Consider the following 16,717-nt stretch of genomic DNA (forward strand, 5'->3'; position numbering starts at 1 on the left):
TCGCCGGACCGATCGGATCACCCCCGCCGGTCCGGCGATCACCGCCTCATCGAGCCGAGACACACACCATCGAGCCAGGCAACGCAGCCCGCCCAGGCCGATCTACCACTGCGGCAATGGCGCGTCGTCCTCACCGGGGCCGCGCGAGCCGAAGATCCGCCGGTCGGCCTCGGTGATGGCGACGTCGTTGATGCTCGCCTCCCGGCGCGACATGAGACCGTCCGGTGCGAACTCCCACTGCTCGTTGCCATAGCTGCGCCACCAGCCGCCCGCCTCGTCGTGCCATTCGTACTGGAAGCGCACGGCGATGCGGTTGCCGTCGAAGGCCCACAGCTCTTTGCGCAACGCGTAGCCGTTCTCCTTCTCCCACTTTCTGGTGAGGAAGTCGACGACGGCCGCCCGGCCGACGAAATACTCGTCACGGTTTCGCCACACCGAATCCTCGGTGTAGGCGGCGGCGACCCGTTCGGGATCGCGGGTGTTCCACGCGCGCTCGGCGGCACGCACCTTCTCCGCCGCGGTCACGCGGTCGAACGGGGGCAGCGGTGGTCGCATGAGGAAGTCCTCTCGGTGGGGGTCGTGGATGCGTCGTGCGCCGGGCAGGCCCACGGGTCAGGGATTGACCGGGGACAGTTCGGCAGCGCCCCAGCGCAGCGGGCCGTCCGGCCACTCGAGCACCTCCTCGACGGTGAAATCGATCGAGCACTGCGCACCCGGCGCGAATGTCGCCGGGTCCCAGTTGAATTCGGCGGTTCCGGTCAGCTGCAACGCGCCGCCGGTGGTCCAGTCCGGGATCAGCAATCCGCAGCGCGGGTGGGCGAGGAGATTGCCGAGTGTCATGAACATCGAGTTGCCCCGGTAGTCCGGCCAACGCAGCCGGGTCGGCGACAGCACGCGCAGGAACCCGGGATTTCCGCCGCGATGCGAGGCATCGGCGTCCCCGGCGGCATCCGCGGTGGCGACGAAGAAGGTGTCCGCCGCCGCCACCGCAGCCCGCTGGGCCGGGTCGAGTTCCGCGCTCCTGCGAGGCTCGCCGGCGAGGTGATCCGCCGAATGGGCGACCACCTCACGGCGCGCGATGTACTTCGGGCAATTCGAATAGACCTGTTCGGTGGTGATCGCGAGACCTCCCTCGCGCGGCACGGACCTGCCGTTCACCCGCATCCGCCTGCGCTTGGCCGGCTGCAGCGCGATCATGCCGATGTGGGCCGGCGCGGACAGCGCCGCGGCGAGCGGATCACCGGCGGCAGGGCGGGCCGCGAGGTCGATCGAGGAGCTGTCGTCAGCCCGGCTCGGCGGGGCCACCCGAAGGAAGCCCGGCGCTCCGGTCAGCGGGCTCGCCCACAGCCTGCCGGCGCTGTCGGCGGCGGACACCACGACCATCGGCTGGGCGGCCAGGAATTCGGCGGCCACGGGTGGGACGCCGGTGCGGATGGTCCGACCGACCTTGGCCGCGACCGCGTCCTGTCCCATTCGTCGCTGGACGGCGAGTTCGCCGGGATGAAAGGGTCCCACGATCGCCACCCTCAGAAGAAGCCGCAGGTAGGTGCGGTGCCGTGGGGCGCGGGGGCGGCTTCGGCGCCCGCGGGCGCGTACACCTCCAGCCGGATGCCGTCGGGGTCGGTGAAGAAGATGCCGCCCGAGGACACCCCTTCGCCGTGCGCCACCACGCCGTCGTGCACCAGGTCGACGCCCAGTTCCCGCAGCTTCGCCTCGACCGAGCGCACCTGTTCCATGTCGTCCACCTGGAACGACAGGTGATGCAGGCCCGGCGTACTCGTGGAGAACTCACCGTCGGACTGCGCCCAGAGCGCGAGCATCAGCCTGCCCTCCAGGCCGAGGAACACGAAGCGGGTCCGGCCCTCTCCACCGCTGGTGAGCTGTTCGAAACCGAGCGCACGCCGATAGAACTCGGCGGAGCGATCGATGTCCGAGACGTTCATCCCGACATGTCCGGTCGTGAGCACGGGGGCGGCCACCGTTGTCGTCGAGCCTGTCATGACGTCCTCCTGAAATTTCTGAAATTTCCAACCGCCGTTTGCGGTTTCAACGGTTAGAACCGTATGACCGGCGAGCACACAATGTCAACCCCATAAAGTCGATTAAGTGGTTAGAAAGGTGGTGACCATGCCGCGGACAGACAACGACTCGATACCCTCGGGCATGCCCGATCCGCGCCCACACCTCGGTGAACCGCTGGCACTGGACCTGCTCAACACCCGTTGGGTGGACAACGGTCCGCGGGATCTGCTCACCGACGTGACCGGTCTGGACATATGGCTGACCTCGGCCGGGCTCACCGAACAGGCCACGGCCGACGAGCCGACGCTGGCGGCTGTCCTGGAAGCACGCGCGGCCATCTACGACGTGGTCATCTCGGGTATGCGCGAGGCACGCACCCACGCCGCACTCAACGCGGTCCTCGACCACGGGCGGATCCGGCGGGCTCTGCGGGCATCCGGCCCCGTCGCCGAACCCGACGTCGCGACGGCGGCCTGGCTGCCCGGCTGGCTGGCCGCGGAGAACCTGCTCGAGCTACTCGCCGAGGCGCCGGACCGCATCCGGCAGTGCGCCCACGACCAGTGCGTCCTGTTCTTCTACGACACCTCGAAGAACGGCACCCGGCGGTGGCATTCGATGTCCACCTGCGGCAATCGCGCCAAAGCCGCCCGGCACTACTCCAAGAAGTCCTGATCCGCCGAGAAGTACCGGCCGGGCCAGGACGCGCGAGGTCGCGGGGAAAGACTGGATCAGCAGCTCACCAGCGCGACTTGGGAACGTCGAACTCGGCGCACAGCGCCCGCCACACCTCGCGCGGATCGACGCCCGCTTCGATCGCCTGTGCTCCGGTGCGGCCGCCGAGGGCCAGAATGGTGTGGTCGGCGAGCAGGGCGTCGCCCCGCACACTGCCGAACTCGGTGTGCAACAGTTCTTGGAACTCCGTCAACCGCATCGTCCCGAAGATACTCGCGCCGGCCCGCCACCCACATCGTGCCCGGTACTCGCGGTCCGAACGACCTCGATCCTCAGCGGGCGCGCACGCGATCGAGCACCCGGCGGCACAGTTCCACCGGATCGCCGACCTCGGCAGCGCCCATCGACGCCTCCTCGGCGGCGGCGGTGTAGCGCGGATGGTCGAGCATCTCCCGCACGGCGGCGCGCACCGATTCGACGGTCGGCGGCCGGACGACGATCGAACTGCCTTGCCGCGCCGCACGATTGGCCAGTTCCCACTGATCCCCGCCGCCGGGCACGGTGATGATGGGGACTCCGGCGAGCAGGGTCTTGGCCAGCAGGCCGTGCCCGCCGCCACCGACAACCACCGCCGCGTGCCGCAACAGTTCGTCCTGCCTGCCCAAGCCGGCGGTGGCCCAGGACGGCAGCTCGGACGGCGGGGCGTCGAGCATCGAGATCGCCACCCGCACGCCCGCTCCGTCGAGCGCGCGCAGCACGGTGTCGACCATCCCCGCTACACCGGTGTGCGCGGTGGACGGTGCGACCATCACCAGTGGATCGTCGCCCGGCGGCAGCTCGAGCACATCGTCGGTCGGCTCCCACAGCAACGGCCCGACCAGATGCGCGTTGTCCGGCCAGTCCGGACGCGGCACCTCCAGCGCGGGCAACGTCGCGAGCAGACGTGCCGCCGGCCCCGGATCGGTGGCGGACAGGCCGACACTCTGTCTGGCGCGGGATCGCTGCTGCTCGCCCTTGCGTACGGCTCGGTCGGTCAAGGCGCGCAGTACAGAATCCCGCAACCGGCCGCGCACGCCCTCGCCCACCGCGAGCCCGCTCCCGATGGGCGGCAAGCCTTTCGACGGCAGATACAGCGGATGCGGCGAGAGTTCCACCCACGGCACACCGAGCCGTTCGGCAGCCATTCCCCCACCGGCGGTGAGCACATCGGAAACCACCAGCTCCGGCAGCATGGCGCCGAGATCGGGCAGGATCTCGGTGGAGATGTGGGCGGCGCGCTCGTGTATGCGCTGCCCGGCGTCGGCGTCGTCGTCGATCGTTCTGGGCGCCAAGCCTTTCAGCCTGCGCACCGGAATGCCCGCGCTCTTGGCGGTATCGAACCAGCGTGGTCCGGTGAACAGCACCGGTTCGTCGCCCGCGGCGAGGAACCGCTCGCACAGCGCGAGCGCAGGGAACGCATGGCCGGGGTCCGGACCGGCGACGACCGCAACACGCATCGGTTCAGCCTGCCACACCCCCGTCTCGACCCCAGCACACCCCTGGAGCTCCCGTGGGATTCTCACGAGAAGAGATACAGCCGAACTCCCACCGCCCGCTCGGCCGGGAAACCCTCGATCGGGGCGGTGGCCATGTCGACGACGGCGCGCGCCTGCTGCTCCACCGGTTCGGGGCTCAGCGCCTCCAGGTAGCGGCGATGCGCGGACAGCGAGATCACCGCCTGATCGACGGTCTCGGTGACATCGACCGCGTGCGTGGGGCCCGGCCCGGACACCGCCGCCCAGCGCGCACGCCACGGTTCCAGGTCGGCGATCTCGGGGAAGATCCACTCGTTGCCCGCGTCGGACACCGCGTCCAGGCCCGCGCGCCCGACCGCGCGGTGGTCGGCGCTGTTGACGTAGCCCGAGGCCCAGGTGTCGCCGAAGTTCACCAGGATCACCATCTCGGGGCGGTGCCTGCGAATGGCGGCGGCCAGATCCTGCCGCAGTGCCGGACTCGCCTCGAGGCGCCCGTCCGGATAGCCGAGGAACTCGACCTCGTTCACCCCGACGGCGGCCGCGGAGGCCAGCTGCTCGCGTTCGCGCAGCGGCCCGGATTCCGCGGGCGGCAGGCCCGCGATACCTGCCTCACCGCTGGTCACCAACACGTACCTGATGTCCTTGCCCTGCGCTGTCCAGCGGGCGACCGCGGCGGCGAGGCCGTACTCGATGTCATCGGGGTGAGCCACGATCACCAGGCCGCGCTGCCAGTCCTCGGGTAACTGCTCCATGCGCCCATTCAACACCGGCCATCGGGATTCCTTCGAAGCTTCTCGCCTGCCCGATGGACCGCCCCGGTGAGCAACTGCACAGCTCATGATGTAGACACATGCGCATGATGAAGCTCACACGTGCCGTGGCGGTCCTCGCACTGGCGCTGTTCACCGTCTTCGCGCCGGGCCCGCTGACCGCGCCGCACGCGCACGCCGACGCCTTGCCCCGGGTCTATCTCGACCTGGCCATCGGCAATGCGCCCGTCGGGCGGTTGGTGATCGAACTGCGCTCGGACGTGGCGCCGCGCACCGCCGAGAACTTCCGCGCGCTGGCCACCGGCGAGCTGGGGTTCGGCTACCGCGGCTCGTCGCTGCACCGGGTGATCCCGGGATTCATGGCCCAGGGCGGGGATTTCACCAACGGTGACGGCACCGGCGGCGCCAGTGTCTACGGCCCGTCCTTCCCGGACGAGAACTTCGAGCTGAACCACGACGGACCCGGAGTGCTCAGCATGGCCAACCGTGGCCCCGACACCAACAGCTCCCAGTTCTTCATCACCCTCGACGCCACCCCGTGGCTCGACGGCAAGCACGTGGTCTTCGGTTCGGTGGTCGAGGGCCTCGAGGTGGTCCGGACCGTCGAGCAGGTCGGCACCGAGGACGGCACGACCTTCCTGCCGGTGACGATCAGCGACAGCGGTCAGCTCTGAGCCGGAGCTCGAGGCCGAGCCGTTTCGACGACGACACGGGCCGTTCACCTTTCGCGAGGTGAACGGCCCGTGTTGTCGACGGCAGAGAGGGGATCACGGCTTTCCGACCGGCCTTCGGTCGTTACCCGACACCGCCTTGAACAGCAGATACGCGCCGAAGACGAGGACTCCGACCACCACGACCGGGAACAGCCCTTCGATCAGCGCGCCGATGATCGCCAGCGCGATCCAGACGATCGCTACGACACCGATGATCTTCCACAGCATTGCCAGCCTCCCGGAGGTCTTCTCCGATCGCCGTCCGGCGATCCGATCCCTTTCAGGCTGGCACTTCGGTCAGCGAAAATCAGCAGGTCAGGATGGATATCCGGGTGGAAATCAGGGTTCACCCCCAGTGGCGCAGGGTGGGCTGGTCGGCCATCTCGGTCAGGGCCTGCGCCCAGCCGTCGAGCCGATCCGCGGCGTCGCGCAATTCGCCGACGATGCCCGCGAACTGGTAATCGACGACGGAGTTCTCCGGGACGGCCAGCACGTGGCTCGCCGCGGCGAGAACGTGCTCGTATTCGCCGACGCCGTGGTCGAGCCGGGCCAGGGCCGCGCGTACCGTCTCGGCCAGCGACGAGGAAGCCCGCGGATTCGCCTGCCCGACGATCTCCAGCGCCTGCTCCATCTGCACGATGTCGGCGGCGAGCGCGTGCAGGGCGGCGGCGCCGGCGGCGGCGGTCTCGGCCAGTTCGGCGAGTTCGGCGGGTGGGAGCCTGCGACCGGCGGCGATCTGCGCGGTGACGCCGTGCATCACGCGCTCGGCCCGGACCAGCCGGGCGATCGACGTACGGGCCGCCGAGCGCAACGGCGGCTGCCGCCGTGGCTGGAAGCGCGGCGGCGGCAACGGAAGATCGCGCATCTGCAGGTAACGGCGGGTGTTGTACGCGGCGCCGGTGACCGCGGCCACCGCGCCGCCGCCGAGGACGACGACCGCCCAGGCGGGCGCCGAGATGATGACCAGACCGACCAGGCCGACGGAGGTGATCCCGGAGACCGTGCCCAGGCGGACACTGCGCCTGCGGGCCCGGCGGCGCTTGCGCAGTTCGCGTTCCCGCGGATCGGCCCAGCGACGCACCGCGACCAGGGCCTGCTCTCCCACGTCACGCAGGGCGTCGGGCAAAGCCACCGGCGCCGGTGCGCCGTACGGTGCGTGCGCGTTGTCGGCCGGGGTGTACCCGGCGGGAATTCGCTTGCGGCTCATGTACTTCCTCACACCTGCCACGAACTGAGCACCGTCGGCTCACCTGATCGCGGTTCTACTGCTGAGCGGTCTGCCCCTTGTTCAACTGCGGCTGGGCCTGGGCCGGATCGGTCTGGGCCGGGCTCAGCGCGGCCTCGGCGCCACCGGCGGGCAGCGCGTCGCCGCGCATGGAGGCGCGAATCTGCTCGAGCCTGCTGTGTCCGGCCATCTGCACGCTGGCCTGCTGTACTTCCATCATGCGGCCCTGCACCGAGTTCTGGGCCAGTTCGGAGGCGCCGAGCGCGTTCGCGTAGCGGCGCTCGATCTTCTCGCGCACGGCGTCCAGGCTCGGGGTGCTGCCCGGCGCGGAGAGCGTGGAGTCCATCTGCTGCAGGGAGGCCGAGACCTGCTCCTGCATCTTGGCCTGCTCGAGCTGGCTGAGCAGCTTGGTGCGCTCGGCGACCTTCTGCTGCAACAACATCGCGTTCTGCTCGACCGCCTTCTTGGCCTGAGCGGCGGCCTGCAGCGACTGGTCGTGCAGCACCTTGAGATCCTCGACGGCCTGCTCGGCGGTGACGAGCTGGGCGGCGAAGGCCTCGGCAGCATTGGTGTACTGGATGGACTTCTCGGTGTCGCCCGCCGCGGCCGCCTGGTCGGCGAGCAGGACGGCCTGCCGGGCGTTGGCGTTGAGCTTCTCGACCTCGTCGAGCTGGCGGTTGAGCTTCATCTCCAGCTGTCGCTGGTTGCCGATGACCGACGCGGCCTGCTGCGAGAGAGCCTGGTGTTGACGCTGAGCTTCCTCGATAGCCTGCTGGATCTGCACCTTGGGGTCCGCGTGCTCCTCGATCTTGGCATCGAAGAGGGCCATCAGGTATTTCCAGGCCTTGACGAACGGATTAGCCATCGATTGATCCCGCCTCCATCTGATGTACCGCTTGCTGCGGCCCGGGTGCGCGACCCTCGCGCACCCGGTTGTGCTTGTCCTCCACGACGCGGCACCTGGACCGGACCGACCCGGCCCAACCGACGCTTACTACAGAATCTAGCCGCTTTCGGCATCCTCCCCCAGCGTCGCCGGATCGTTCACCGCCGCGGCGATCGTCAGTTGCTCTTGACCAGCACCAGCATGTCCGCGGTCGGGGCGGGGATGACGATGCGGGTGTCCTCGTCGATCTGCGGGCGAACCGCCGTGGCCGACATCGCCGCGCCCGCCGGTTCGCCGTCGGGAGCCTCGCGCCCGGCGGGGGCGGGAAGAGCCGGGCCGCCGGGGTGGGGCACGGCCGCAGCGGGCGCGGGTTCGGCGTCACCGCCCGCCATCACCGCGCTGACATCCCACAGCACCCGCGACAGCGGCACATCCAACGCGTGACAGATGGCGGCGAGCAACTCACTCGACGCCTCCTTGCGGCCCCGTTCCACCTCGGACAGATAGCCCAGGCTCACGCGTGCCGAGGTGGAGACTTCACGCAGGGTTCGGTGCTGGGCGAGACGTGCACGCCGCAGACTGTCGCCGATGGCCTCTCGCAGCAGCGTCATCTCGATCTCCTTCGCTCCGATCACTGTGCGCCGCGTCGGCGACTGGCCTGGCGCGCACCGCTGTTTCTGGCACAACGTCCGGAGACGCCCGGCGGTTCCCGGGAGGTGGATTCGTCGTGCGGCGAGTCAGCCGCCCTGGACGCACCGGAGCAGTTCCCGTACCGCGGACTGTGCCGCGGTGAGTCTGATGGTCCACCTGTCGCCGGAGAGCCGCAACCGCATCACCTCGGTATGCCATGGTCCGGACAGGCCGAGGAACACTGTTCCGACCGGGTGGCCGTCCTGGACATCGGGCCCGGCGACACCGGTCAGGCCGACGCCCCAGTCCGCCACGCAGCGCGTGCGGGCACCGACCGCCAACTGTTCGGCGGCGCCGGCGGAGACCGGTCCCACCGTGGCCAACAGGTCCTCGCCGACGTCGGCGAGGGTGTGCTTGAGATCGGTGGCGTAGACCACCAGCCCGCCGCGCAGCACCGCGCTCGCGCCGGGCACCCCGGCCAGGGTGGCAGACAGCAGGCCCGCGGTGAGCGATTCCGCGGTCGCGACGGTCTGCCCGGCGACTCGCAGCGCGCGCACGAGTTCGGCGACCGGCGCCCCGGCGGTCAGCGGGTCGCTCATGCGCCGCGCAACCGGGACGAGCCGGCGAACCACACCCGCGCGGCCTGCCCCACATAGTCGAGGCCGGTGACGACGGTGAGTACCAGCGCCAGGTACATCAGAACCATGCCGAAGGTCTCGAACGCGCCCGACAGCGGCAGCAGCAGCACCGCGATCGCCACCGACTGCACCAGCGTCTTGAGTTTGCCGCCGCGACCGGCCGGGATGACGCCACGGCGGACCACGATCAGACGCAACACGGTGACACCGATCTCCCTGCCGATGATCACCAGGGTGATCCACCACGGCAGATCGCCGAGGGCGGACAGACCGATCAGCGAGGCCCCGATCAGCGCCTTGTCGGCGATCGGGTCGGCGAGCTTGCCGAAATCGGTCACCAGGCCGTATTTGCGGGCCAGCTGCCCGTCGAACCGGTCGGTGACGGCGGCGAGCCCGAACAGCGCGGCCGCACCGATCCGCCAGCCGGTCTCGTGACCGTCACCGGCGAACAACGCGAGCAGGAACAGCGGGACGATCGCGATCCGCAGCATCGTCAGCACGTTGGCGATGTTCAGCAGCGGCGCGGGCGCGTCCGAGGAGGCGGCCACGAAGTGCGGGCGTTCCGGGGCAGGCGCGGGCGCGGGTCGCGACCTCGCCGTCTCCGTGGGCGCGAGATCGCCACCATGACTGTCGATCACGCGCGGACCTCGCTCCCGCGTGGCGTCCTCACCGAGCCGTGGACCTGCGGTTGCGCTGCCCCGACGTGATGCGGTGGGCGGAACGACAGGATGTGCGGCACACGATCAGACTATCGGTAGCCCGGCCGACTACTGTGCACCCCATGACCTCTCGGGGACCGATCAGTGGTCCGACCAGCGATGCGCAGCCCGGCGCGACATCCCCCGCCCCGGGCGCCGAACCGGTCGTTCGCCGTGCCCGAACCTCCGATGTCGCCGAGATCAAACGCCTGGTCGACGTGTACGCCGGTCGCATTCTGCTGGAGAAGAGCCTGGTCACCCTCTACGAGGCGGTGCAGGAATTCTGGGTCGCCGAGCTGGACGGCCGGGTGGTCGGCTGTGGCGCATTACACGTGCTCTGGGCCGATCTCGGCGAGGTGCGCACGGTGGCCGTGGATCCGGTGGTGAAAGGCCGCGGCGTCGGCGGACTGATCGTGCGCACGCTGATCGCGGTGGCCAGGGAACTGGAATTGCGCAGGCTGTTCGTACTGACTTTCGAAGTGGAGTTCTTCGGCAGGCACGGCTTCGCCGAGATCGACGGCACGCCCGTCACCGCCGAGGTGTACGCCGAGATGTGCCGCTCCTACGACACCGGCGTCGCGGAATTCCTCGACCTCAGCTACGTGAAACCGAACACCCTCGGCAACACCAGGATGTTGCTGAATCTGTGAGCCGCGCGTCCATCCGAGCGTGCTCGGGTCCCGTTCCGATCGACCAGGAGTGACTTCCGTGCCGACCTTCGCCGTCCACTACACCTACTCCGAGGCCACCGTCCCCGCGCGTGACACCCACCGCCCCCGGCACCGCGCCTGGCTGACCGACCAGCTCGCGTGCGGGGCGCTGTTGACCAGCGGTCCCTACACCGACGGCTCGGGCGCGCTGCTGCTGTTCCGCGCCGAGGACGAGGCGAGCCTGCGCGAGCTGCTCGCGCAGGACCCCTTCGCACAGGAGCGGCTGATCGACGCGGTGCGCGTCGACGAATGGCATCCGGTGCTCGGCGCCTTCTCGGCCTGACCGGCGACCGTTCGGATTCGAGGCGTCACGAGCCCGGGCAGAGGAAGACCGCCGGGCTCGTCACGCCGGTGGGGACTGGTCGCCACCGGTGTCCGAGGTTCCCGGCGCCGCCTGCGCCATGCTCCTGCCGCGGGTCTTCACCAGACTGGCGACCGTGGCCACGGCGAGCACACCGAGGATCACGGCCAGCGAGAACGGTGTGGAGATCTCCGGCACGCTGACGTGCTCACCGCCGTTGACGAACGGCAGCGTGTTCTCGTGCAGCGCGTGCAGCACCAGCTTCACGCCGATGAAGGCCAGGATCGCGGCCAGGCCGTAGGACAGGTAGACCAGGCGGTCGAGCAGACCACCGATGAGGAAGTACAGCTGGCGCAGCCCCATCAACGCGAAGGCGTTCGCCGCGAACACCAGGTACGGCTCTTCGGTGAGGCCGTAGATCGCCGGGATCGAGTCGAGGGCGAAGAGCAGATCGGTGAAGCCGATCGCCACCAGCGCGAGCAGCAGCGGGGTGACCACGCGCTTACCGTCGATCCTGGTGATCAGCCGGTCGCCGTCGTACTCGTCGGTGGTGGGCAGGACCTTCTTGGCCAGCGCGACGATCCTGCTGTCACGTTTCTCCTCGGCCTCCACCTCGTGCCCGCTCTCCCGCAGCAGATTGACCGCGGTGTAGATCAGGAACAGGCCGAACAGGTAGAACACCCAGCTGAAGGCGTTGATCGCGGCCGCGCCGACGGCGATGAAGGCGCCGCGCATCACCAGCGCGAGCACGATACCGATCAGCAGGACCTTCTGCTGATAGATGCGCGGCACGGCGAAAGTGCTCATGATGATGAGGAAGACGAACAGGTTGTCGACCGACAGCGCCTTCTCGGTGACGAAGCCCGCGTAGTACTCCCCCGCGTAGGTGGAGCCCCATTTCCACGCGACATAGCCGCCGAAGAGCAGCGCCAGTCCGATGTAGACCGCCGACCAGAATCCGGATTCCCGGAAGCTGGGTTCGTGCGGGGTCCGGACATGGGCGAAGAAGTCGAATACGAACAGCCCGAGAACCACCGCGACGGTGATCACCCACTCGAGCGCACTCACCTGCATGCTGAACTCCGATCGCCGATCATGACCGCCATAATGCCGGATTTGTCCGTTATCGCCGATACCCGTTCCTCGCCCCCATCCTTCCATACCCCATCGTTTTCACTGGTGACAGCCCTGGCAGGGCGGAACGGACGACGGAGTCGGTCCTCGCCACGGTGAGCATGATCACCCCGAGACGGCGACGAACAGGGCCCGCGTATCTTCGGAACCGCCATGCTGACTCTGTTGCCCGCGCTCGCCGGTTTCGCCTTCCTCGATTCCCTGGATCTGTTACTGGTGGGCGTCACCGCCGCGGTGATCTACGACAGCAGACTGCGCAGGCGTTCGCCGGTGCCCGCCGGCTTGGGGTTTCTGGCGGGCGTGTTCGCCGCGACGGTGGCATTCGGCGTCTGCACCGTCCTCGGTATCGGGTGGCTCACCGACCTGTTCGATTTCCATCTCACGCCCGCGATCAGATTCCGGGGTGAACTGCTCGCCGGAACGGTGCTGCTCGTGCTGGCCGCGCTGCCCGCGACGGGTGAGCGCAGCACACCGCCCGCCTGGGCCGTCGAGTTGCGCGGCAGACCCCTCGTGCTGGCGCTGGCCGGTCTGGCGATCGGCGTCATCCAATCGAGCACCTCGGTGCCTTATCTGGCCGGTCTGGCGATGCTGTCGGCCTACCACGCGGCCGCGACGGTGTGGCCGGCGATCCTGGTCGGCTACGGCGTGATCGCGCTGCTGCCACCGATACTGCTGCTGGTGCTGGCGACCCGGCGAACGGTGAGCGCGCGGCGGGCGTACCGGCGCATCACCACAGCCGTCACCCGATTCGGACCGCCCTCGGTGCGCGTCCTGTTCGCCCTGGCGGGCATAGCGCTCGTCGGCGACGCGATCGCCCATCCGGCCGAGCTGTGGTGAGCGTGTCCCGCCCGGTCACCCCACATCCGCGCGCCGAGAGGTCCGCTATTCGGCGGACCCCTCGCCGTCTTCGGGACCGCCCCCGCGGATCGAGAACAGCAGGCCATCGAGTTCGTCGGGTTTGACCAGCACGTCGCGCGCCTTGGAGCCCTCGCTCGGACCGACGACCCCCCTGGTCTCCATGAGGTCCATCAGCCGCCCCGCCTTGGCGAAGCCGACCCGCAGTTTGCGCTGCAACATCGAGGTCGAGCCGAACTGTGAGGTCACCACCAGCTCGACCGCCTGCAACAGCAGGTCCAGATCGTCTCCGATATCCGGGTCGACATCCTTCTTCTCGCCGGCCTTGGCCGCGGTGACGCCTTCCTGATAGTCGGGTTCGGCCTGGTTCTTGGTGAAGTCGACGACGGCGTGGATCTCCTCGTCGCTGATGAACGCGCCCTGCAGGCGGGTCGGCTTACCCGCGCCCATCGGCAGGAACAGCCCGTCACCCATGCCGATCAGCTTCTCCGCGCCCGGCTGGTCGAGGATGACCCGGGAGTCGGTGAGCGAGGAGGTCGCGAACGCCAGGCGTGAAGGCACGTTCGTCTTGATCAGGCCGGTGACGACGTCGACCGAAGGTCGCTGGGTGGCCAGCACCAGGTGGATGCCAGCGGCGCGCGCCTTCTGGGTGATGCGCACGATCGCGTCCTCGACGTCGCGGGGCGCGGTCATCATCAGATCGGCGAGCTCGTCGACGATGGCGAGGATGTACGGGTAGGGCCGGTAGACCCGTTCACTGCCCAGCGGTGCGGCGATCACACCCGACTTCACCTTCTTGTTGAAGTCGTCGATGTGGCGGACCTTGTTGGCCTGCATGTCCTGGTACCGCTGCTCCATCTCCTCCACCAGCCAAGCCAGCGCGGCGGCGGCCTTCTTGGGCTGGGTGATGATGGGCGTGATCAGGTGTGGGATGCCCTCGTACGGGGTCAGCTCGACCATCTTCGGGTCGATGAGGATCATCCGCACCTCTTCGGGGGTGGCCCGCTGCAACAGCGAGACCAGCATCGAGTTCACGAAACTCGATTTGCCCGAACCGGTAGAGCCCGCGACCAGCAGGTGCGGCATCTTCGCCAGGTTGGCCGAGACGAACTCGCCCTCGATGTTCTTGCCCAGGCCGATCACCAGCGGATGGTGGTCGTTGCGGGTCGAGGGCGCCTTGAGCACATCGGCCAGGCGCACCAGTTCGCGATCGGCGTTGGGCACCTCGATGCCCACCGCGGACTTTCCGGGGATCGGGGCGAGCAGTCGCACGTTCTCGGTCGCCACCGCATAGGCGATGTTCCGGGTCAGCGCGGTGATCTTCTCGACCTTCACGCCGGGACCGAGTTCCACCTCATAGCGGGTGACCGTCGGGCCGCGCACGAATCCGGTGACCGCGGCATCGATCTTGAACTGCACCAGCACCTCGGTGATCGCCTCGATCATCGATTCGTTGGCGGCACTGCGCTTCTTGGGCGGATCACCGTCGGTGAGCAGATTCATCGGCGGCAGCGTGTAATCACCCTCGATCACCCGGTCGGCGACGAATTCCGGCTCGGGCGGCGGCGGTGGGGTCTGGTCGGCGGCTCTGGGCGCGGCCCGCTTGCGCGGTGCCGGCACCGCCTCGGCCTGCGGGGCGGCGGCGATCTGCTTGGCCTCGCGCAGCGGGGGTTCACCGGGCACGACATCGCCGAGCATCTCGGTGACGGCGTCGGATCCGGTGAACTCGTCGGTCGGGTAGTTCTCCTGCGGAGTGCGACCGCGCCGGCGGGAACGGCCGCGCGACCCGAATCCCTCGGTGTCGTAGCCGACCGGTTCGAAGTCCTCGCCGTATCCATCGGCGCCATATCGGTCCCGACCGTACTCGTCGCCGGCCGCGGCGGCGCCGAACAGCTCACGCAGCCGGTGCGGCACCTCGCGCAGGGTGGTTCCGGTGATCAGCAGCACGCCGAAGATCATGGCCAGCAACAGGATCGGCACCGCCAGCCAGGCGGTCAGGCCGTCGGCGAGCGGTCCGCCGAACACGTAGCCCACGAATCCCGCGGCGTGCGCGCGCTCGTGCGCGTCGGTCGGGGCGCCCGCGGCGAGATGCCAGATTCCCAGGGCAGGCAGCCCGACCAGCACTCCGCCGAGCACCAGTCGCGGCCGGACCTCCGGACGCGCCTCGGTGCGCATCAGCACCACCGCGATACCGGTGGCGACGAACGGCAGTGCGGCCGAGGCGGAGCCGGAGATCCAGCGGATGACGCCTTCGACCCAGCCGCCGATCGGACCGCCCGCCGAGAGCCAGACCGCGGCGGCGACGACAGCGCTGACCGCCAGCAATGCCAAAGCGATGCCGTCGCGGCGGTGTCCGTGCTCGATCTCGCCCGCCCGGCTCAGGGTCCGGGTGGTGGCGCCGACACCGCGCGCGAGCATGGTCCAGCCGCCGCTGACGCCCCGGCTGAGCACGGCGAGCGGGGCGGTGTCGGAACGGGCGCGCACGGGCTTGCGGGCAGGCGCGGTGCGGGCGCGAGGGGTTCTGTTCGTGCGCGGCGTGCTCGCACGCGCGGTGCCCGAACGCCCGGTGCTCGCGCGGGGCGCCGCCGCCTCGCGCTGCGCGCGGGTACCCGCCGCCGTGGTCCTCCCCCGGGCCGATCCCGCCCGCGCCCGACTGGTCGTGGTGCTGCGGGACTTACCTGCCATGCCCCCAGGCTAGCCGCAAACGCCCCATCCGGACCATCCGCAACACCAGCACCGGGCGTCAGCGGCGCCGATACCCCGCCCGGAAGCGCCGGGACTCAGATGGAGCGGTCGAGCGCAAGCACCGTCCGGACCGCCTCGTCCGCACCGGTCGCCGTGATCCGCACCTCGTCGCGCCCGAAGGCGTGCAGCAACAGTTCGGAGGGCGTGCCGGTGAGTGTCACCGCCGGTCCGTCGCCGGAGACGACCGCTACACTTCGACCGTCCGGGGTCGCCAGCATGATCGGCACCGGAGACTTCCGGTAGGCCATCCGGCCCATCCGGCGCAGGAGCTTCCACAGCCGGTCCTCGTCCTCGGCGGCCAGCTCGCGCGGTTCCCAGCCGGACTCGGCGCGACGCACGTCCTCGTGATGGACGAACATCTCGCTCAGATTGGCCAGCGCGTCCACCGGCTTGAGCGGCGACCACCAGGGCGGACCGGTGCGCACCAGGTCGAGCAGATGCTCGAACGGCTGAACGGACACCTTCGCCTGCACCGATTCCAGCCGCCCGGCCAGCGGGCGCAACAGGATGCCGGGCGCGGCGTCGGGCCTGCGTTCGCGAACGATCAAGTGTGCGGCCAGATCTCGCACCGTCCAGGTACCACACAACGTCGGCGCGTCCGGCCCCGCCGCCTCCATCGCTTCGACCAGTGCTCGCCGTTCCCGCTGTGCCATGCTCACATGCCGAACCTATCCGATGAACTTCCCGGGCAACATCCCCGCGGCGTGCACCCGAGCACGTGTTGGCTTTTCGTGACCACTGCCGGTTAGCTTGTCAGGGCGTCCATCGGGTCATGGACCATTCATCGAAGGGGAATCGTTGTGAAGAAGTTCTTCGCCGCCGCGGCGGTGATGGTTGCGACCGTCGCGTCGATGCTGGGGGCCGCAGCGCCCGCGCAGGCCGACTACGGCTACTACGGCGCGATCGCGACCTCGCGCGACGGCGCGTACGGCATCGCGAACAACTACGGCAGCTATGACGACGCCGAGCAAGCCGCGGTGGACGCCTGCGGCGGCGGAGGCTGCCGCGTCATGGTCTCGTGGTCGAACGGCTGCGGCGTGCTCGCCAGTTCCGCCAACATGTGGAGCGCCGCCGCGCGGTCCAACTACACCGCCGCGCGTGAGGCCGCCCTGAGCCGGCTGGCCGACGGCTGGATCGTCGACTGGCGTTGCACCGCGGGCTACTCGCTGTAAGCGGGCCACACCACCGTCCGCCCTGCCGACGG

Annotated in this window: 21 protein-coding genes; 6 read left to right on the forward strand and 15 right to left on the reverse strand. The window is 69.4% G+C overall.

The window, feature by feature from the left end; all coding sequences use genetic code 11:
- Window positions 1-102 precede the first annotated feature (102 nt).
- The 3 genes from IU449_RS08540 to IU449_RS08550 are packed head-to-tail and all read right to left on the reverse strand — an operon-like array spanning window position 103 to window position 2,000.
- Window positions 103-555: a nuclear transport factor 2 family protein gene (locus tag IU449_RS08540; protein ID WP_195001328.1), complete on the reverse strand. Its 453-nt coding sequence runs from the start codon at window positions 553-555 to the stop codon at window positions 103-105.
- A gap of 57 nt (window positions 556-612) precedes the next feature.
- Window positions 613-1,473: a pyridoxamine 5'-phosphate oxidase family protein gene (locus IU449_RS08545; RefSeq protein WP_195002412.1), complete on the reverse strand. Its 861-nt coding sequence runs from the start codon at window positions 1,471-1,473 to the stop codon at window positions 613-615.
- A 53-nt stretch (window positions 1,474-1,526) separates the two neighbouring features.
- Window positions 1,527-2,000, reverse strand: a complete 474-nt coding sequence (locus IU449_RS08550) for a VOC family protein (protein ID WP_195001329.1) — start codon at window positions 1,998-2,000, stop codon at window positions 1,527-1,529.
- Between the two features lie 163 nt (window positions 2,001-2,163).
- Between IU449_RS08550 and IU449_RS08555 the strand changes: the two genes are divergently transcribed.
- Window positions 2,164-2,694, forward strand: coding sequence for a CGNR zinc finger domain-containing protein (locus tag IU449_RS08555; RefSeq protein ID WP_195002413.1), 531 nt, complete (start codon window positions 2,164-2,166; stop codon window positions 2,692-2,694).
- Window positions 2,695-2,758: 64 nt separating this feature from the next.
- Here IU449_RS08555 and IU449_RS08560 read toward each other — a convergent pair whose 3' ends face one another.
- The 3 genes from IU449_RS08560 to IU449_RS08570 form a co-directional block, all read right to left on the reverse strand.
- Complete coding sequence (locus tag IU449_RS08560) at window positions 2,759-2,953, reverse strand: DUF3046 domain-containing protein (RefSeq protein ID WP_195001330.1); 195 nt, start codon at window positions 2,951-2,953, stop codon at window positions 2,759-2,761.
- Between the two features lie 73 nt (window positions 2,954-3,026).
- A complete protein-coding gene (locus IU449_RS08565) occupies window positions 3,027-4,190 on the reverse strand; it encodes a glycosyltransferase (protein ID WP_195001331.1) in 1,164 nt (387 codons plus the stop codon).
- Window positions 4,191-4,252: 62 nt separating this feature from the next.
- Window positions 4,253-4,960, reverse strand: coding sequence for a PIG-L deacetylase family protein (locus IU449_RS08570; RefSeq protein WP_195001332.1), 708 nt, complete (start codon window positions 4,958-4,960; stop codon window positions 4,253-4,255).
- A gap of 104 nt (window positions 4,961-5,064) precedes the next feature.
- On the opposite strand from IU449_RS08570, the gene IU449_RS08575 reads away from it, so the two are divergent.
- Window positions 5,065-5,652: a peptidylprolyl isomerase gene (locus tag IU449_RS08575; RefSeq protein WP_228803823.1), complete on the forward strand. Its 588-nt coding sequence runs from the start codon at window positions 5,065-5,067 to the stop codon at window positions 5,650-5,652.
- Between the two features lie 93 nt (window positions 5,653-5,745).
- Here IU449_RS08575 and IU449_RS08580 read toward each other — a convergent pair whose 3' ends face one another.
- The 6 genes from IU449_RS08580 to pgsA all read right to left on the reverse strand — a co-directional run bounded on the left by IU449_RS08580 (window position 5,746) and on the right by pgsA (window position 9,708).
- Window positions 5,746-5,919 carry a hypothetical protein gene (locus IU449_RS08580; RefSeq protein WP_195001334.1) on the reverse strand — a complete coding sequence of 58 codons (174 nt, stop codon included), beginning with the start codon at window positions 5,917-5,919 and terminating at the stop codon, window positions 5,746-5,748.
- A gap of 118 nt (window positions 5,920-6,037) precedes the next feature.
- The gene (gene pspM, locus IU449_RS08585) at window positions 6,038-6,898 is read right to left on the reverse strand and encodes a phage shock envelope stress response protein PspM (protein WP_195001335.1); all 861 of its coding nucleotides are present in this window, start codon (window positions 6,896-6,898) and stop codon (window positions 6,038-6,040) included.
- Window positions 6,899-6,953: 55 nt separating this feature from the next.
- Window positions 6,954-7,781, reverse strand: coding sequence for a PspA/IM30 family protein (locus tag IU449_RS08590; protein WP_195001336.1), 828 nt, complete (start codon window positions 7,779-7,781; stop codon window positions 6,954-6,956).
- A 197-nt stretch (window positions 7,782-7,978) separates the two neighbouring features.
- Complete coding sequence (locus IU449_RS08595) at window positions 7,979-8,413, reverse strand: helix-turn-helix domain-containing protein (protein WP_195001337.1); 435 nt, start codon at window positions 8,411-8,413, stop codon at window positions 7,979-7,981.
- 126 nt (window positions 8,414-8,539) lie between these two features.
- Complete coding sequence (locus IU449_RS08600) at window positions 8,540-9,031, reverse strand: CinA family protein (RefSeq protein WP_195001338.1); 492 nt, start codon at window positions 9,029-9,031, stop codon at window positions 8,540-8,542.
- Window positions 9,028-9,708, reverse strand: coding sequence for a CDP-diacylglycerol--glycerol-3-phosphate 3-phosphatidyltransferase (gene pgsA / locus IU449_RS08605; protein WP_416382115.1), 681 nt, complete (start codon window positions 9,706-9,708; stop codon window positions 9,028-9,030). The genes IU449_RS08600 and pgsA overlap by 4 nt, the downstream gene beginning before the upstream one ends.
- A 143-nt stretch (window positions 9,709-9,851) precedes the next feature.
- On the opposite strand from pgsA, the gene IU449_RS08610 reads away from it, so the two are divergent.
- Entirely contained in the window at window positions 9,852-10,418 is a 567-nt protein-coding gene (locus IU449_RS08610; RefSeq protein WP_195001339.1) for an amino-acid N-acetyltransferase, read from the forward strand.
- 58 nt (window positions 10,419-10,476) lie between these two features.
- Window positions 10,477-10,761: a YciI family protein gene (locus IU449_RS08615; RefSeq protein ID WP_195001340.1), complete on the forward strand. Its 285-nt coding sequence runs from the start codon at window positions 10,477-10,479 to the stop codon at window positions 10,759-10,761.
- A 60-nt stretch (window positions 10,762-10,821) separates the two neighbouring features.
- Here IU449_RS08615 and IU449_RS08620 read toward each other — a convergent pair whose 3' ends face one another.
- A complete protein-coding gene (locus tag IU449_RS08620) occupies window positions 10,822-11,853 on the reverse strand; it encodes a TerC family protein (RefSeq protein WP_195001341.1) in 1,032 nt (343 codons plus the stop codon).
- A 213-nt stretch (window positions 11,854-12,066) separates the two neighbouring features.
- Here IU449_RS08620 and IU449_RS08625 point away from each other — a divergent pair, with 213 nt between their 5' ends.
- Window positions 12,067-12,750 carry a GAP family protein gene (locus tag IU449_RS08625; RefSeq protein ID WP_195001342.1) on the forward strand — a complete coding sequence of 228 codons (684 nt, stop codon included), beginning with the start codon at window positions 12,067-12,069 and terminating at the stop codon, window positions 12,748-12,750.
- A gap of 45 nt (window positions 12,751-12,795) precedes the next feature.
- Here the strand turns inward: IU449_RS08625 and IU449_RS08630 are convergent, their stop codons facing one another.
- Window positions 12,796-15,453, reverse strand: a complete 2,658-nt coding sequence (locus IU449_RS08630; RefSeq protein WP_195001343.1) for a DNA translocase FtsK — start codon at window positions 15,451-15,453, stop codon at window positions 12,796-12,798.
- Window positions 15,454-15,548: 95 nt separating this feature from the next.
- The gene (locus IU449_RS08635; RefSeq protein ID WP_195001344.1) at window positions 15,549-16,172 is read right to left on the reverse strand and encodes a TIGR03085 family metal-binding protein; all 624 of its coding nucleotides are present in this window, start codon (window positions 16,170-16,172) and stop codon (window positions 15,549-15,551) included.
- Window positions 16,173-16,313: 141 nt separating this feature from the next.
- Between IU449_RS08635 and IU449_RS08640 the strand changes: the two genes are divergently transcribed.
- Window positions 16,314-16,685: a DUF4189 domain-containing protein gene (locus tag IU449_RS08640; RefSeq protein WP_195001345.1), complete on the forward strand. Its 372-nt coding sequence runs from the start codon at window positions 16,314-16,316 to the stop codon at window positions 16,683-16,685.
- Window positions 16,686-16,717: the final 32 nt, after the last annotated feature.

This window comes from Nocardia higoensis (assembly GCF_015477835.1).
GTDB classification, from domain to species: domain Bacteria; phylum Actinomycetota; class Actinomycetes; order Mycobacteriales; family Mycobacteriaceae; genus Nocardia; species Nocardia higoensis_A.

What these genes read in the sequence shown, in the direction of transcription:
- IU449_RS08540 (WP_195001328.1), bottom strand. Translation starts at nt 555, where the DNA reads ATGCGACCACCGCTGCCCCCGTTCGACCGCGTGACCGCGGCGGAGAAG.
- IU449_RS08545 (WP_195002412.1), bottom strand. Translation starts at nt 1,473, where the DNA reads ATGGGACAGGACGCGGTCGCGGCCAAGGTCGGTCGGACCATCCGCACC.
- IU449_RS08550 (WP_195001329.1), bottom strand. Translation starts at nt 2,000, where the DNA reads ATGACAGGCTCGACGACAACGGTGGCCGCCCCCGTGCTCACGACCGGA.
- IU449_RS08555 (WP_195002413.1), top strand. Translation starts at nt 2,164, where the DNA reads ATGCCCGATCCGCGCCCACACCTCGGTGAACCGCTGGCACTGGACCTG.
- IU449_RS08560 (WP_195001330.1), bottom strand. Translation starts at nt 2,953, where the DNA reads ATGCGGTTGACGGAGTTCCAAGAACTGTTGCACACCGAGTTCGGCAGT.
- IU449_RS08565 (WP_195001331.1), bottom strand. Translation starts at nt 4,190, where the DNA reads ATGCGTGTTGCGGTCGTCGCCGGTCCGGACCCCGGCCATGCGTTCCCT.
- IU449_RS08570 (WP_195001332.1), bottom strand. Translation starts at nt 4,960, where the DNA reads ATGGAGCAGTTACCCGAGGACTGGCAGCGCGGCCTGGTGATCGTGGCT.
- IU449_RS08575 (WP_228803823.1), top strand. Translation starts at nt 5,065, where the DNA reads ATGATGAAGCTCACACGTGCCGTGGCGGTCCTCGCACTGGCGCTGTTC.
- IU449_RS08580 (WP_195001334.1), bottom strand. Translation starts at nt 5,919, where the DNA reads ATGCTGTGGAAGATCATCGGTGTCGTAGCGATCGTCTGGATCGCGCTG.
- pspM (WP_195001335.1), bottom strand. Translation starts at nt 6,898, where the DNA reads ATGAGCCGCAAGCGAATTCCCGCCGGGTACACCCCGGCCGACAACGCG.
- IU449_RS08590 (WP_195001336.1), bottom strand. Translation starts at nt 7,781, where the DNA reads ATGGCTAATCCGTTCGTCAAGGCCTGGAAATACCTGATGGCCCTCTTC.
- IU449_RS08595 (WP_195001337.1), bottom strand. Translation starts at nt 8,413, where the DNA reads ATGACGCTGCTGCGAGAGGCCATCGGCGACAGTCTGCGGCGTGCACGT.
- IU449_RS08600 (WP_195001338.1), bottom strand. Translation starts at nt 9,031, where the DNA reads ATGAGCGACCCGCTGACCGCCGGGGCGCCGGTCGCCGAACTCGTGCGC.
- IU449_RS08610 (WP_195001339.1), top strand. Translation starts at nt 9,852, where the DNA reads ATGACCTCTCGGGGACCGATCAGTGGTCCGACCAGCGATGCGCAGCCC.
- IU449_RS08620 (WP_195001341.1), bottom strand. Translation starts at nt 11,853, where the DNA reads ATGCAGGTGAGTGCGCTCGAGTGGGTGATCACCGTCGCGGTGGTTCTC.
- IU449_RS08625 (WP_195001342.1), top strand. Translation starts at nt 12,067, where the DNA reads ATGCTGACTCTGTTGCCCGCGCTCGCCGGTTTCGCCTTCCTCGATTCC.
- IU449_RS08630 (WP_195001343.1), bottom strand. Translation starts at nt 15,453, where the DNA reads ATGGCAGGTAAGTCCCGCAGCACCACGACCAGTCGGGCGCGGGCGGGA.